Below are 15,428 nucleotides of genomic sequence, written 5' to 3'. Positions count from 1 at the left end.
GTTATGGGGCCGATGTTACTCTTCGATAAAGGTCCACTCATCCTTGACCCGACTGATGGCGTCGGTCCGCTTTTTGGCCAGCTGCTCCTTGATCTCTTCTCCTTTAAAGCCTGCGGCCACTATCTCTTTCACCGGCACCGCTTGAGCGGCGGCCAGCGCCTCGGCCACATAATCGGGTTCGGCGTAGACCCGCTCCTCAAAACCGGTGCGACCATGGAAGTCGGCGCGGCAGGTATCAAGTAACTGCGCAAAACGCTCCGGTCTGCGCCAGGCGTCGGCCTTGTCGAACACCTTGAGCAGGGTGGCTGGCTTGAGTTCGAACGCGATATGGAGCTGGGTGTGCAGATCGCTTACCAGTAACGCCAAATCCCGGCACTCGTTGGGTACCCTGAACCGCTCGCACAGGGCGCGAATAAGCGGCAGCCCCTTCTGGCCGTGACCATGATGGCTTGGCCAGAACTCTTTGGGGGTGATCCCCTTGCCAAGGTCGTGGCAGAGGGCTGCAAAGCGCACCGTCAGCTCGGGGGAGATCCGGCACGCCTGCTCCAGTACCATCAGGGTGTGGATGCCGGTGTCGATCTCCGGGTGCCACTTGGCCGGGGCGGGGACGCCAAACAGGGCATCAATCTCGGGGAACAGCGCCTTGAGGGCGCCGCACTGGCGCAACACCTCGAAGAAGATCTGCGGGGTTGGTCCCAGCAGCACTTTTTCCAGCTCCTTCCAGACCCGCTCCGGCGTGAGGTGGGCCAGCTCGCCAGCGGCCGTCATCTCGCTCATCAGGGCAAGGGTTTGTGGCGCGATGGCAAAGCCCTGAGCGTGGAAGCGGGCGGCGAAGCGCGCTACCCGCAGGATGCGCAACGGGTCTTCGGCAAAGGCGGGGGAGACGTGGCGTAGCAGCCGTTTTTCCAAATCCTCAATACCACCGTAGGGATCATGGAGCTGGCCCTGATCATCCTCGGCGATGGCGTTGATGGTGAGGTCCCGGCGCAGCAGATCTTGCTCCAGGGTCACATCGGGGGCGGCATGGCAGACAAAACCGGTGTAGCCCTGACCCTGTTTGCGTTCGGTGCGGGCGAGGGCATACTCCTGCTGGGTTTTGGGGTGAAGAAACACCGGGAAGTCGCGACCGACCTGGGTAAAACCCAGTGCCAGCATCTGTTCCACGGTGGCGCCGACTACCAGATGATCCCTGTCGCCCTGCGGCAATCCCAGCAGGCGATCCCGCACTGCGCCCCCAACCAGATAAGTCTGCAAACCGTCTCTCCCGTCATCAATCGTGGGGCCGAGTATATCGTCTTTGTTACCGCTTTGCTGCTTGACCACCACCAGCCCGCAGCGCCAGTCAGCGCGGCTTTGACTTGGGCGTGACGAGGCCGTACGCTGCCGCCCCAGACAGCTGGCTCTGTGCTGTGGGATTGCGTTATGCCCGAGCAGGCCAGATGAGCCGAAGGAACCGCAGAGTTCCCCTTATATCAACGACATGAGAACAACGTGAATCAATCAACCTTCGCAAGCCGGGTGCTGGAGTGGTACCAGCTCCATGGCCGCAAGAGTCTGCCCTGGCAGCAGGAGAAGACCCCTTATCGGGTCTGGGTCTCGGAGATCATGCTGCAGCAGACCCAGGTCGCCACCGTGATCCCCTATTACCAGCGTTTTATGGCGCGCTTCCCCGATGTGGTGGCGCTGGCCGATGCCCCCATCGATGAGGTGTTGCACCACTGGACCGGCCTTGGTTACTACGCTCGGGCCCGCAACCTGCACAAGGCGGCCCAGCAGATCCGCGATCACCACCATGGCCTCTTTCCCGAGCAGTTTGACGAGGTGATGGCCTTGCCGGGGATTGGCCGCTCCACCGCCGGTGCCGTGCTGTCGCTCTCCCTCGGTCAGCCCCACGCCATTCTCGATGGTAACGTGAAGCGGGTGCTCACCCGCTGGCTGGCGCTGCCGGGTTGGCCCGGTCAGAAACAGGTAGAAAACGAGCTGTGGGAGATCGCCATCCGGTTAACTCCCAAGCTGGGCGTGGCGCACTACAACCAGGCGATGATGGATATCGGCGCCACCATCTGCACTCGCAGCAAGCCCGCCTGCGATCGCTGTCCGGTGCGGGCCGATTGCCAGGGCTTGTCGCAAGGCAACCCCACCGCCTACCCGAACAGCAAGCCCAAGAAGAGTATTCCGGCCCGCGACGGCATCATGCTGCTGATCCGCCATGGCGATGAGCTGCTGCTGGAGAAGCGGCCGCCGCAGGGGATTTGGGGCGGGCTCTACTGCTTCCCGCAGGTGGCCTCGCTAGCCGAGCTGGATGGTCTGCTGGCAAGTCTGGGGCTGGCGCACCACGGTTATCGGGAATTGGCCGGTTTTCGCCACACTTTCAGCCATTTCCACCTCGATATTCAGCCTTTGCTGATCGAGATAGATAGTGCACCGGCGCTGCGGCTCATGGAAGGCGATCACCGACTCTGGTATAACTTACGCCATCCTGCCGAGGTAGGGTTGGCGGCCGCCACTGCCCGTCTGCTTGCCTATCCAGAGTTACAACAATAGAGGTCAACATGAGCCGTACTGTATTTTGCCAACGCTTGAAAAAAGAGGGCCCGGGCCTGGATTTTCAACTCTATCCCGGTGAGCTCGGCAAGCGTATTTTTGACAACGTCAGCAAGGAAGCCTGGGCCGAATGGCAGAAGAAGCAGGTGATGCTGATCAACGAGAAGAAGCTCAACATGATGAATCTTGATCATCGTCAGTTGCTGGAAAAAGAGATGGTCAGCTACCTGTTTGATGCCGGTGAAGTAGAGATCGACGGTTATACCCCTCCCAGCCAGTAAGCCGTGCAGCTGTGGTACATGTGAACAGGGGCAGGCATTGCCCCATGTGACTGTTGGCGATGATACTTCTTCCAGTTTGCAACAAATGAATGATGGGCGGCGTGTCCGCCCGTTTTGAGGATCTTATGGGCCGAATTTTTTGGCTGCTGTGTACCTTGTTGTTTCTCTCTGCCTGTTCGTCTTCTCCCAAGCCCAACGGGAGCGAGGGTGACGATCTGGTCAACGGCAAGGACATTCGCGGTTTTGAACACATGATTAGTGCACTCTCCCATAACGTGAACGAAATATGGGGGCGGGAGGCGTTGTTTGCCGGCAAGTTTGACTACGTCAAATACACGGATCAGTACAAAAGCCGGGCGCATATCGACTTTTCCAGTGGTCATATCATGGTGGAGACGGTATCCAGCGTGGATCCGCGGGCTCATTTACGCCGCGCCATCATTGAGACCTTGCTGACACCGGATGACCCGGCGGAAGTGGATCTTTACTCTGACCGTGAAATCGTCCCCGGTGGCGAGCCGTTCCTTTATGGTCAGGTGCTGGACAATCTGGGTCAGCCGATCCGTTTTGACTGGCGTGCCGAGCGTTATGCCGACTACCTGCTTAGTACGGCAATGAAAAAGCGTACCTTGGGGATCCGCACCATATTCTTCGTGGATATTCCGATGGTGGCAAACCATGAGGATAAGCGGGGCTACAAGTATGCAAACATCATTCGTGATGCATCCCGTAAATATAAGGTGCCCGAGAGCCTGATCTATGCGGTGATCAAAACAGAGAGCAGCTTCAACCCCTATGCGGTGAGCCACGCTAACGCTTATGGCCTGATGCAGGTCATTCCTGCCACAGCAGGACGAGATGTCTACCAGCGGGTCAAGGGCAAGAGTGGTCAACCAACCCGGGAGAACTTGTTTAATCCGGCCTACAACATTGATGTCGGCACCGCTTATCTGCATTTGCTGCAGACGGTCTATCTGGTGGATATCGAGGATCCCCGTTCCCGTCGCTATGCGGTGATTTCAGCCTACAACGGTGGTGCGGGTGGGGTGCTCAACACCTTCTCGCGGGATCGCAAGGCTGCGCCTGGCAAGATAAACCGGCTCTCGCCAGAAGCTGTCTACCAGGTGCTGACCGAGCAGCACCCGAAAGCAGAAGCACGGCGTTATCTTTACAAGGTTGATCAGGCCGAGAAAGGCTTCAAACGCTCCTATGTTGGACGTGCCGGTTAACCAGAGCCAACGCAAAAGGGCGCTTGATATCAAGCGCCCTTTTTACGTCTGGCCTAATTGCAGGTTGTTGCGCCTTATTTGGCGATAAAGCCGCCCTTGGTCTGCGGGGCCGCGCCCACTTTATCCAGGGTTTTAACTTCCACTTCGGTCTTGTTCCAGCTGTGGTCCACTTCACCACGGATGCGGATCAGATCATCCGGGCCTACTTCGGTACCGCGCCACACATCCTGATCCACTTCGACCTCCACTTCACCACTGGCATCGCGGAACAGATAGTTCTCGCCGCCAAGATGCTTGACCAGTTTTCCTTCCAGCGTGGCCCAGCTGTCATCGGCCAGATCTTTCAGTTGAGCGACGGAGACCTTGTTCTGCTCTTGCGGGCCGGTATAGGCCGCCATGGCAAAAGAGGAGACAGACATCAGGGTCAACAGTCCGATTACGCTTGCGCTTGCCTTGTTCATTTCATACTCCTGTCGTTGGTATGAGGGCATTGTGCCGCGCGGGACGTGAAACAAGCGTGAAAGCGAGCAGGGGATGTGATTGTCTGTTTTGTGAGCGCAAGCGATTTCATCGGTGATGGAACATGTGTGATTTCATCTGGAACTGTAATCTGTCGCCTTCACCAGAAGTCAGTGGCGGCAGACTCTTCCCATGCTTGTCGCCATTCGAGGGGAAGTCCGCAGGTCTCACCTGCTTAATCGAAGAGCATAACAATATGAAAAAATGGCTTGTTTGTTTATTGGGGTTAATGGCATTGACCGCGCAAGCGGCGGAGGGACGCCAGCCTTTTTCCCGGGTTGTGATGTTTGGTGACAGCCTCTCCGACACCGGCAAGATGTACAAGAAGATGCGGGGGTATCTCCCCTCCAGCCCACCCTACTTCAACGGGCGCTTCAGCAATGGCCCGGTGTGGCTGGAGCAGCTGGGTGACCAGCGTTTTCCCGGTCTGGTCGTGGCCAACGAGGCGGAAGGCGGTGCAACCGCGGTGGCCTATAACCATCTGGGCGCCCTGAACGGCTGGCTTGGTTTCTGGTCCTGGGATCCCAAATATCAGGTGATCAACAATCTAGATTACGAGATCGATCAGTTCCTGAAAAAGGACAAGTTCCGCCCCGATGATCTGGTGGTGATCTGGGTCGGTGCCAACGACTATCTGGCCTATGGCTGGAACACCGAGCGGGATGCTGATCGGGTGATCGATACCATCCGGCTGGCATCCAACCGGTTGGTGCTCAACGGCGCCCGGCAGATCCTGCTGTTTAACATCCCGGATCTGGGGCAGACACCGTCAGCCCGCAGCATGAAGGTGGTGGAGAAGGTGCGCCATGTGGCCAGTTACCACAACCAGCGGTTGCAAAATCTCACTCGCGAGCTGGCTCCCCTCGGCATCGTGAAGCTGTTCGAAGTGGACAAGCAGTTTGACGAGATGATGCGCGATCCCCAGCTGTTCGGGCTGAGTGACACAGAACACGCCTGCTACGGTGGTGGCTATACGTGGAAGCCGTTCACCGGCAGCGCCGCCGAGGTGGCTGCGACCCCAGCTTTAAGTGTCTCCGAAAGAGTGGCTATTGCCGGTAACCCGATCCTGGCGCAGACGGTGGTGAGTGGGCAGGCAAAAGGGCGAGCTGCGACCCTCAACTGCGATGAGCATATGTTCTGGGACCAGGTGCATCCGACCAAGACGGTGCACAAGGTACTGAGCCAGCGTGTTGCAGACTTTATCGATCAGCACTACGAGTTTGTTCGTCACTGATATCGCTTCGGGCCAGCATGTTGCTGGCCTTTTTCTCCTATTCGTCCTCATCTGTGCGTCTTTTTTCGTCACATTCAGTTCGAATAACAAACGTCTGTTGCTGTTTTTGTAACGTGGTTGCGTTAGAGTGTTGTTTGTTAATTGATATCAGTGACTTGAAAATAGGCTAACGTTGATATGCTGCGATCGCTTTTGGGTGGTTGCACCTATAAGACGAGGTGATATCAATCAACCTCCTCCTACATAAAGTTGCAGAGGCTCAAACATGAAAAAATCATTGATTACCTTGCTAGTTACCGGCTTGCTGGCGGCCAATGCCCAGGCTGCCGGTCAAGACAACACCTGGTATGGCGGTGCCAAACTGGGTTGGTCCAATTTTTATGGCATTGATGAAAGCAACAGTTTTACCCTCGGTAATGAGACCAATGATGCCCTGGGGGCTGGTGTATTTGCCGGCTATCAGGTTAACAAGAACCTGGGTATCGAGTATGGCTTCGATTATCTGGGTAAATACAAATATGATGCCCGCTCTGCCACGGGGGCTGTATTTCAAGATGAAGTTCAGGCTCAGCTAATCCATTTGTCCTTGAAGCTGGGCTTCCCTGTAACTGATAGCCTTGACCTGTACGGACGTATCGGCGGCGGTTATGCTGCTGCTAACAGTGACCTGAAAGGGGGGGATGGCCGGTTCAACTTTGTCAGCGCTCTGGGTGCTGAATATGCCTTCAATCGTGATTGGGCCGCCCGTCTTGAATATCAATACACCACTCCGTACGGCAGCCGAGACAATACCGGGTTGCGTATGGACAATGGCCTGCTCTCTGTGGGCGCCGTCTATCGCTTTGGCCAGGTCGCGCCGGTTGCTGCTGTGCCTGCTCCTGTACCGGCACCCGAGCCGGTGATGGTTGAGAAGCAGTTCACCCTGAGTTCGGATGTGCTGTTTGACTTCAATAAGGCAACCCTCAAGCCGCAGGCCAGTCAGGCGCTGGATACCCTTTACGGCCAGATTGAAGAAGCGCGACCCAAGGATGGTGTGGCAACCGTGATCGGGCATACCGACCGTATCGGCTCTGATGCCTACAACCAGAAACTCTCCGAGCAGCGTGCCCAGACCGTTGCCAACTATCTGGTTGGTAAAGGGATCCCGGCCGCCAAGATCAATGTGGAAGGGCGTGGTAAATCCTCACCGGTTACCGGCGACAGCTGTGTCAGCAATTCCAAGCGTGAGCTGATTGTCTGCCTGGCACCGGATCGTCGCGTTGAAGTGAAGGTGGAAGGGGTTGCCGAGGCTCAGCAATAATCTGCTGATCCAGCTCCTTACGGGGCGGTGACAAGGCCGCCTCGTTGGTCGTGAAATGCAAAAAGGCCAGTCAGATTATCTGACTGGCCTTTTCATTGCGCTGGGCTAGGTATGCTGGGTCAGGACGGCAGCGGCATTACCCGATTACGACCGAGCTCCTTGGCCTTGTAGAGCAATTTATCGGTGCGCTCAACCAGGCAGTCTGCGTTCTCTTGGCGATTAAACTCACCTACCCCGAATGACGCTGTGATGTGATCGATGCGGCGGCCCGATTTACGATCGAGGATCGACATCCGCTCGACGGCGCGGCGCATGCTCTCAGCCATCTGTCTGGCCAGGGCAAGAGTGCGATGGGGGACCAGCATGGCAAACTCCTCCCCGCCGATCCGATAAGCGCTAACCCCCTCCTGACAGGCATCTCGCAGTCGCTTGCTAAACGCACGCAGTACCTGATCACCCAGCAGGTGGCCATATTCGTCATTGAAATTTTTGAAGCGGTCGATATCGGCGAGGATCAGCGAGAAAGGCTGCTGGCTGCGGATCAGTCCTTCAATCTCGAGATCGAAAGCACGCCGATTAAGCAGGGAGGTCAGAGCATCCTCATTGGCCAGCTTGCGGGTTTCGTTGAGTGCCTCGCGCAGCTCTTTGATCTCTTTTTCAGCATTACTGATCTGGTTGCGAAAGTGCATGGTCGACATCCGCACATCCCGTGATTCGCGCACCAGATCCCGCAGGATAGCCATGGTGTCTTCCAGGCTCAACCCTTGCTCATCGATCTGGCTGAGTCGGCCAAAACTCTTGTCGAGCATCTCCTGAAACATCCCGGTATCTGAGATGGCATCTTGCATGGAGTGACCGATTTCATTGGCCATGGCAGCCAGATTGAGCTTTATCGCCTCGATTTGTTTCTCATCCTGGTCGGCGAGATGCTGATGATAGAGCCGCTCACAGGTGACCAGAGAGCAGGTACCCTGCTGTTTGACGGCGAGATCAATGGCTTTATTTAGCTCGGGCATGCTGGCCGAGACATAGCTGTACCACAGGTGGTAATTGTCCGGCGTCGTGGGTATCTGGTACTTGATCATCAAGGGAACCGCCTGTTTGAGATAGGCGGCGGATTGGGCAAAAGTATCCTTACTCATGAGTTATTGGTCTCATCATGCCAGCAAACTTGATTCAGTATGACAGAGAGATTGGCCAAAAGGCAGTCGATGGATGCCATTCGCCCCCCCTTCGATATAATGTCTGGGTTACTACCTACCCTAAGGCCTGCTTATGTCTCAAAAAGATCCTTTCCTCCAACGCGAGGCCGAAAAATACGAAAATCCCATCGCCAGTCGCGAGATGCTGCTGGAACTCATCAAGGGCCACGAAAAGCCCATGTCTCGGGAAGAGTTGGCCAAGGCCCTCAAACTGACCGATGAAGAGCCGCTGGAAGCGTTGCGCCGTCGTCTGCGTGCCATGGAGCGTGATGGACAACTGGTATTCACTCGTAACCAATGCTACGCCTTGCCGGATCGTCTGAATCTGGTCAAAGGCACTGTACTTGGCCACAAAGATGGTTTCGGTTTTCTGCGCCCGGAAGGTGGTGGACCTGATCTCTTTTTGAACAACCGCGAGATGCAGCGCCTGATGCATGGCGACTATGTGCTGGTGCAACCGACCGAGATTGACCGCAAGGGTCGTCAGGAAGCGCGTCTGGTGCGCCTGCTCAAGTCCCGTGAGGCAGACATTGTCGGCCGTTACTTCGTCGAAAATGGCGTTGGTTTCGTGGTGCCGGATGACAGCCGTATCGGTCAGGACATCATCATCCCGGAAGGTGAGAATAAAGGTGCTCGCCAGAGCCAGGTGGTGGTGGTGCGCATCAACCAGCGCGCCACCTCCCGCAGCAATGCAGTCGGTTCTGTATTGGATGTGCTGGGCGAAAATATGGCACCGGGGATGGAGATTGAGATCGCCTTGCGCACTCACAGCATCCCGCATACCTGGCCTGAAGAGGTGACCAAAGAGGTTGCTGGCTTGGGCGAGCAGGTGCCAGAGAAAGCCAAAGAGGGTCGTATCGATCTGCGTGCATTGCCGCTGGTGACCATAGATGGTGAAGATGCCCGCGACTTCGATGATGCGGTCTTCTGTAAAGCCAAACGCAGTGGCGGCTGGCGCCTGTGGGTTGCCATTGCCGATGTCTCTGCGTATGTGAAGCCTGGCACAGCGCTGGATGCCGAAGCCTATCAGCGCGGCAACTCCGTCTATTTCCCCGAGTTCGTGGTGCCCATGTTGCCGGAGGTGCTCTCCAACGGTCTGTGCTCCCTGAACCCGCAAGTTGACCGTCTGTGCATGGTGTGCGAGATGACTATCTCCGCATCTGGCCGCATGTCCGGTTACAAGTTCTATGAAGCGGTGATGAATTCCCACGCGCGGTTGACTTACAGCAAGGTCGCCGCGATTTTGGATGGCGATGCGAAACTGCGTCAGCAATATGATCCGCTAGTGGGCCATATCGAAGAGCTCAACACGCTCTACAAGGCGCTCAAGCATGCCCGTCATCAGCGCGGAGCGGTGGAGTTCGAGAGCGAAGAGACTCGCTTTATCTTCAATGCCCAGCGCAAGATCGACCAGATAGTGCCACTGGTGCGTAACGATGCTCACAAGATCATCGAAGAGTGCATGATCCAGGCGAACGTGGCAGCTGCCCGTTACATCGAAAAGAACGAAGCATCAGCCCTGTTCCGGGTGCACGATCGTCCGGGCGAAGAGCGTCTGACCGGTTTCCGTGACTTCCTGGCCGAGTTGGGTCTGGAGCTTAAGGGTGGCCTGGAGCCCGAGCCGAAGGACTTTGCCGAGCTGGCTGCCAAGTTTGAAGGGCGCCCGGATGCGGAGCTGCTATCTACCATGCTGCTGCGCTCCATGCGTCAGGCCATCTATCAGGCTGACAACATCGGCCACTTCGGGCTGGCATTGAAGTCCTACGCGCACTTTACCTCGCCGATCCGTCGCTACCCCGACCTGATCCTGCACCGCGCCATCAAGTATCAGACGGCCAAGGAGCAACAGGGCAACCTGCGCAACAAGTGGACCCCGAGCGGTGGTTATCACTACCAGCTGGAAGAAGTGGACCCGATGGGCGAGCACTGCTCCATGACCGAGCGGCGTGCCGACGATGCAACTCGCGATGTTGCTGACTGGCTCAAGTGCGAGTACATGCTGGATCATGTGGGTGACGAGTTCGATGGCGTGATTGCCAGCGTCACCGGTTTTGGCTTCTTTGTTCGCCTGGCCGACATCCACATCGATGGTCTGGTCCATGTCAGCACCCTCACCAACGACTACTACCAGTTTGATCCCCTGCACATGCAGCTGATCGGCGAGAATTTCCGCCGTCGCTATCGTCTGGGTGACAAGGTGCGCGTCAAGGTGATGGGCGTCAACCTGGACGATCGCAAGATTGACTTCGTGATGGTGGAAGCTCCACTCACCGGCAAGGATGGCAAAGAGGTGGTGCGCAAGCCTGCCAAGGCTGGCCAGCGTCACGATAAACGCAAAGAGGGCAAGGATAGCGGCAAATCCGACAAGGGTAGCCGCGCCAAACCGAGCAACAGACGACCGAGCAAAAATGCTCGCGATAAGGCCAAGAGCACGAAATGAGTACTGAACTGATCTACGGCATTCACGCTGTATCTGCGCTGCTTGAGCGCACCCCGGAGCGTTTCATCGAGGTGTGGGCCCTCAAGGGACGCGATGATGACCGGCTGCAACCGCTGTTGACCGAGCTGGAATCCCTCGGTCTCAAGGTGCAGGGCGTGAACCGCAAGACCCTTGATGACAAAGCGGAAGGTAACAATCACCAGGGCATTATGGCCAAGGTGATTGAGGCCCCCAAGCTGGCCGAGCACGATCTGGCCAGCTTGCTGGACAGCCTGGTAGAACAAAAAGCCCAGCCTTTCCTGCTGGTGCTGGATGGGGTGACCGACCCGCATAACCTCGGTGCCTGCCTGCGTAGTGCCGATGCGGCCGGAGTCCATGCGGTGATCGTGCCGCGTGACAAGGCCAGCGGCCTGACGTCGGTGGTGCGCAAAGTCGCTTGCGGCGCCGCCGAAGTGGTGCCGCTTATCCAGGTGACCAACCTGGCCCGCAGCCTGCGTGAGTTGCAGGATCGCGGTGTCTGGCTGGTTGGTACTGCGGGTGAGGCCGATCACGACCTCTATCAGGCCAAGTTGACTGGCCCGATGGCATTGGTGATGGGTGCTGAAGGCAAAGGGATGCGCCGCCTGACTCGCGAACATTGCGATGAACTGGTTAGCATTCCGATGGCGGGGGCGGTATCCAGCCTCAACGTATCGGTGGCCACTGGCGTTTGCCTGTTCGAAGCCGTTCGTCAGCGTCGCAGCTAGTGTCATGATGACCGACAGACCCCCCTTTAGTTGGGCGCAGGTCACTGAAGAGCAGGAGGCCACGCGCCTCCTCTCTTTTGCCCGCTCGCTGACCCTTGCCCCCAGATCCTGCCTCTGGCACGCCGGTGACAGCCCAGATCTGCTGGTCAGGGTGGAGCAGGGGCTGCTGCGGGCCAAGGTGGTGCTGGCGGATGGGCGCGAGTACATCAAGGAGTTTTACTGGGAGGGGGACGAGTTTCTCGACTTCCATCACCTGCTCAGTGGTGAGCCCGCGCGCTATAGCGTGGAGGCGCTGGAGCCCTGCCGCCTGCAGATCTTCCTGCTGACGGATCTGCGCCAGCTTCCCTGTTGGTCAGGCTGGTATCAGCACTTGCTTGCCGTGCAACTGCGTATCAAAGAGGAGAAAGAGCTGCTGCTGTTGACCGGGAGTCCGCAGGCTCGCTACCAACACTTCTTGCAATGTTTCCCCGGGCTGGCCGCCAGAGTGCCGGATCACCAGATTGCCGCTTATCTTGGCATCACCCCCATCAGTCTTAGTCGCATTCGCAAGCGGCTGAAAGCGCTTAACAAGGATTAATGTCGCCTATTCGCCATTAGGGGGCAGTGTCGCCACCCGATTTCAAACCTCTCACTCTGTTGGTCTTGGCATCACGCCTGCCGGTCAGCCTGAGCCGCATTCGCCAACGGCGGAAAGAACTTAACCAAGGTTAATGCCAGCGCGGATACGCCCGATTATGCTGGCAGGCCGAATTGATAAGGAGTTGCCAATGAACTGGATCCTGAAACCCTGGTCCGAGCTGACCACTGATGAGTTGTACGAGTTGCTGGCACTGCGGGCCGAGGTGTTCGTGGTGGAGCAGACCTGCCCCTTCCAGGACCTGGATGGGTTGGATCGCCGCGAGGGGGTCTGGCACCTGCTTGGTTATCAGGGTGAGCAGCTGGCCGCTTACGCCCGGATCATGGCGCCGGGCATCGGTGACGAGACCGGCACTGCGATTGGTCGGGTCGTGACCTCACCCCAAGCGCGAGGCGGCGGTCTCGGCCATCAGTTAATTGGTGAAGCGGTGAACGCGAGCGAGGCGCGCTGGCCGGCCCACAGTATCTGGCTCGGCGCCCAAGCCCATCTGCAGGGCTTCTACGGTCAGCACGGCTTTGTGGCTGAAGGGGAAGGTTATATCGAAGACGATATTCCCCATATCGGGATGCGCAAGCTGTTGAAAGCCCGTTGCTGAGCTGGAGTTTCCACCACACAAAAGCTACAACGTATTTGTGAATAATATGTAGTCGGCCTAATAATAATTCCCTGCTGCCTATGATCAGGGAGTTTTTTTATCTCATATTTTTATAAAGTAAAAAGTCCATCGAGCATGACACAGATTTATTGTGGTGTTTGTCATTACTGGGGTGTTGTTGTTCTTGTCGTGTTAATATCTCTTTTTCACTCATTTAATTTGCTCTCTACAGAACCCCTGTTTTTGGTTAAATAAAATAGTTACACACAAAACCAGGAGTGTTACCACTGCTATTCCTTCCATGGTTCTCATTCAGCGCCACGCGATGCTCATGATAATTAATTCATAAAAAATGACAATCTACTCGATGATATCAATGGGTAGTCATCATATGGCATGCCATTTTCAATAGTATAGCTGTACTTGACCCCTTTCCTTTATTCTATCCATCAAGGCATTTGATACATGAAAGCTAGTCAGGTTGTTTGCTTTTTGACCTATCGTTGATGCACCACCACCTCCCGCCCCCGATGGGTCGCTTCATCAGCACTACCTGAATATTGCTAAACATGACAAAATGTAACTAGTCCGCTCGCATAAATATGTGAATTTATTTTTGTCTTTTTTCTCAAGTTACCTGATTGGGTGGTCGATATGTTTAATTGTCGATTATTTAAGTGCACTGGTAAAAGGGTGTATCCAGGAGGGTGGTTTTTGTTAATGAGAATTATGTATATCTCTTTATTTACATATTAATTTTTCAGTCGCAAATTAATGTTGCTGATACTTGTCAGACCACAATATTTAGGTTGGCAACACACCAATTCTCTCACCATATTTCAGCCTGTGACCCGATGCTATAGCCGGAAATCGGTTAGGCCAAAGTACAAGATCTTGTCTTGTGCAAATAGGGACGCTATGAAGCTAGCGTGATGATACGTAGGATGTATGTAAAAGAGTACTGAGCACTCAGATGTATCAGTATAAGGATGTGAACAATGTTAAAAAATATGTCAATAGCTCAAAAGTTAAGTGCAGGTTTTGCGATCATCGTTCTCGCTATGGTGGGAGTTATATGGATGTTGCTTTCCCAACTTTCCCAGCTCAATAGCACGACCGATGAAATTAACGATAATCTGGTTATGTCTATTCGTCATCTTTCACGAATGAGGTTGGAGTTAGGTGAGGCAAGAAGATATGACCTGTCTCATGCCTTGATGGGAAGGGACGGTTACGAGGATAACGAACGGTTATTTAAAAAGGCTCAAGAGACCTTCCTGGATCGCGCCAAACAGTATGGTGCTCTCGCTTTTTCTACTCAGGAAGAGGAGGCTGTGTACCGGGCCGTCATGCAATCTGCCGAACGCTATTTTACTCTGCATGACAATTTTGCTGCTGCGATTCGGCGTGGTGAGATTGAATTAGCGTTACGCCTGAATTTGGGAGAGACGCTCGACACTTACAACTCACTTATGGTCAGTCTTCAGCGCTTGAGCGATATCAATGCTGAGGTCGCACAAGCATACAACGATGAAACAACAAAGGTGTTCAAGGAGGGGCGCCAGTTAGGCGTCGTGATTGGTGTGCTGGTGGTGCTGTTTGTAATCATGTTGGCCAACTTCCTAATCCGCCAGATCCGCAATCCGGTCATGTCCCTGCTGGATCAAACCCGCAAGGTTGCTGCGGGAGATTTGACTGCTCGTCTTGATATGACCCACTTCTCCAACGATGAGCTGGGTACACTGGCAAAAGGATTTGGTGATATGCAGGGTAACCTGCGCACCCTGGTCAGTGAAGTCTCCGGTTCGGTCGTCCAGTTGAGTTCCGCAGCTGAAGAGATCAGTGCGGTTGCCAGTCAATCCGCCAGCAATATGAATGCCCAGCAACATGAGCTGAATCAGTTGGCGACGGCGATGAACCAGATGCAGGCTACCGTGCAGGAGGTCTCGCGTAACACTAGCGATGCAGCATCATCAGCGGGAACAGCAAGTCAGCGGGCCGAACACGGTTCCAGTACCGTACAAGAGTCTATTCTGCAGATTGAGCAGGTCGCTTCTGCAATAGAGAGCACAGCTTCCGTCATCAATCAGCTGGGAGATGACAGCCGTAATATCGGTGTTGTTCTGGATGTCATTCGCGGTATTGCCGAACAGACTAACTTGCTGGCACTCAACGCAGCGATTGAGGCGGCGCGAGCTGGAGAACAGGGCCGTGGTTTTGCCGTGGTGGCTGATGAGGTCAGAACGCTGGCGAAACGAACTCAGGATTCCACAACCCAGATCAACAGCATTATTGCAGAGCTGCAACAACGGGCCGAGCAGGCAGGTGTCACTATGCAACAAAGCCAGAGCATGATGAGCTCCACCGTTGAAACTGCTCGCGATGCCGGTAGTGCGATTGCCGAGATCAGCGGTGCTGTTGGCAGTATTTCCCACATGAATATCCAGATTGCTACCGCAACGGAAGAGCAAGGGGCGGTAAGTGAAGAGTTGAACCGCAACGTGGTCAACATCAGCAACGCCTCGGAAGAGGTGGCAACCGGCGCAACCCAGATGGCTCAGGCTTGTAATGACCTGAATCACTTGGCCACCCAACTGCACGAAATGGTCGGTCGCTTCAAAGTGTAAGCTGTTGGTATTAACAAAAACGGCCATCCCGAGGGATGGCCGTTTTGCTATGGCAGGGAAGGCACGCAGTGATA

At 55.5% G+C, this 15,428-nt stretch carries 13 protein-coding genes; 10 read left to right on the top strand and 3 right to left on the bottom strand.

The window, feature by feature from the left end; genetic code table 11:
* Positions 1-15: 15 nt before the first annotated feature.
* On the bottom strand, positions 16-1,254 hold the full coding sequence (locus CK911_RS13850; RefSeq protein WP_098970641.1) for a multifunctional CCA addition/repair protein: 1,239 nt from the start codon (positions 1,252-1,254) through the stop codon (positions 16-18).
* Between the two features lie 237 nt (positions 1,255-1,491).
* Between CK911_RS13850 and mutY the strand changes: the two genes are divergently transcribed.
* From mutY to mltC, 3 genes are all read left to right on the top strand, one after another.
* Positions 1,492-2,544, top strand: a complete 1,053-nt coding sequence (gene mutY, locus CK911_RS13845; RefSeq protein ID WP_098970639.1) for an A/G-specific adenine glycosylase — start codon at positions 1,492-1,494, stop codon at positions 2,542-2,544.
* 8 nt (positions 2,545-2,552) lie between these two features.
* Positions 2,553-2,825 (top strand): oxidative damage protection protein, encoded by a 273-nt coding sequence (locus CK911_RS13840; RefSeq protein WP_098970636.1) that lies wholly within the window; start codon positions 2,553-2,555, stop codon positions 2,823-2,825.
* Positions 2,826-2,950: 125 nt separating this feature from the next.
* Entirely contained in the window at positions 2,951-4,054 is a 1,104-nt protein-coding gene (gene mltC, locus CK911_RS13835) for a membrane-bound lytic murein transglycosylase MltC (protein ID WP_098972679.1), read from the top strand.
* 74 nt (positions 4,055-4,128) lie between these two features.
* On the opposite strand, the gene CK911_RS13830 is transcribed toward mltC, so the two are convergent.
* The gene (locus CK911_RS13830) at positions 4,129-4,515 is read right to left on the bottom strand and encodes a YgiW/YdeI family stress tolerance OB fold protein (RefSeq protein ID WP_068977604.1); all 387 of its coding nucleotides are present in this window, start codon (positions 4,513-4,515) and stop codon (positions 4,129-4,131) included.
* Positions 4,516-4,769: 254 nt separating this feature from the next.
* On the opposite strand from CK911_RS13830, the gene CK911_RS13825 reads away from it, so the two are divergent.
* Both CK911_RS13825 and ompA read left to right on the top strand, forming a co-directional pair.
* On the top strand, positions 4,770-5,807 hold the full coding sequence (locus CK911_RS13825) for an SGNH/GDSL hydrolase family protein (RefSeq protein ID WP_098970634.1): 1,038 nt from the start codon (positions 4,770-4,772) through the stop codon (positions 5,805-5,807).
* 265 nt (positions 5,808-6,072) lie between these two features.
* Positions 6,073-7,107 (top strand): porin OmpA, encoded by a 1,035-nt coding sequence (gene ompA / locus CK911_RS13820; protein WP_098970632.1) that lies wholly within the window; start codon positions 6,073-6,075, stop codon positions 7,105-7,107.
* A gap of 119 nt (positions 7,108-7,226) precedes the next feature.
* Here ompA and CK911_RS13815 read toward each other — a convergent pair whose 3' ends face one another.
* Positions 7,227-8,249, bottom strand: coding sequence for a GGDEF domain-containing protein (locus tag CK911_RS13815; protein ID WP_068977607.1), 1,023 nt, complete (start codon positions 8,247-8,249; stop codon positions 7,227-7,229).
* Positions 8,250-8,382: 133 nt separating this feature from the next.
* On the opposite strand from CK911_RS13815, the gene rnr reads away from it, so the two are divergent.
* From rnr to CK911_RS13790, 5 genes are all read left to right on the top strand, one after another.
* Positions 8,383-10,749: a ribonuclease R gene (gene rnr / locus CK911_RS13810; protein ID WP_098970630.1), complete on the top strand. Its 2,367-nt coding sequence runs from the start codon at positions 8,383-8,385 to the stop codon at positions 10,747-10,749.
* Entirely contained in the window at positions 10,746-11,495 is a 750-nt protein-coding gene (gene rlmB, locus CK911_RS13805) for a 23S rRNA (guanosine(2251)-2'-O)-methyltransferase RlmB (RefSeq protein ID WP_068977609.1), read from the top strand. Before rnr ends, rlmB begins: the two co-directional genes overlap by 4 nt.
* 4 nt (positions 11,496-11,499) lie before the next feature.
* Entirely contained in the window at positions 11,500-12,072 is a 573-nt protein-coding gene (locus tag CK911_RS13800; protein WP_098970627.1) for a Crp/Fnr family transcriptional regulator, read from the top strand.
* A gap of 190 nt (positions 12,073-12,262) precedes the next feature.
* Positions 12,263-12,727, top strand: a complete 465-nt coding sequence (locus tag CK911_RS13795; protein ID WP_098970625.1) for a GNAT family N-acetyltransferase — start codon at positions 12,263-12,265, stop codon at positions 12,725-12,727.
* Positions 12,728-13,725: 998 nt separating this feature from the next.
* The gene (locus tag CK911_RS13790; RefSeq protein ID WP_098970623.1) at positions 13,726-15,354 is read left to right on the top strand and encodes a methyl-accepting chemotaxis protein; all 1,629 of its coding nucleotides are present in this window, start codon (positions 13,726-13,728) and stop codon (positions 15,352-15,354) included.
* Positions 15,355-15,428 lie beyond the last annotated feature (74 nt).

Source organism: Aeromonas sp. CU5, assembly GCF_002586745.1.
GTDB lineage: Bacteria > Pseudomonadota > Gammaproteobacteria > Enterobacterales > Aeromonadaceae > Aeromonas > Aeromonas sobria.
The sequence above is the reverse complement of the archived record's forward strand: the minus strand, read 5'-3'. Positions and strand labels throughout refer to the sequence as shown.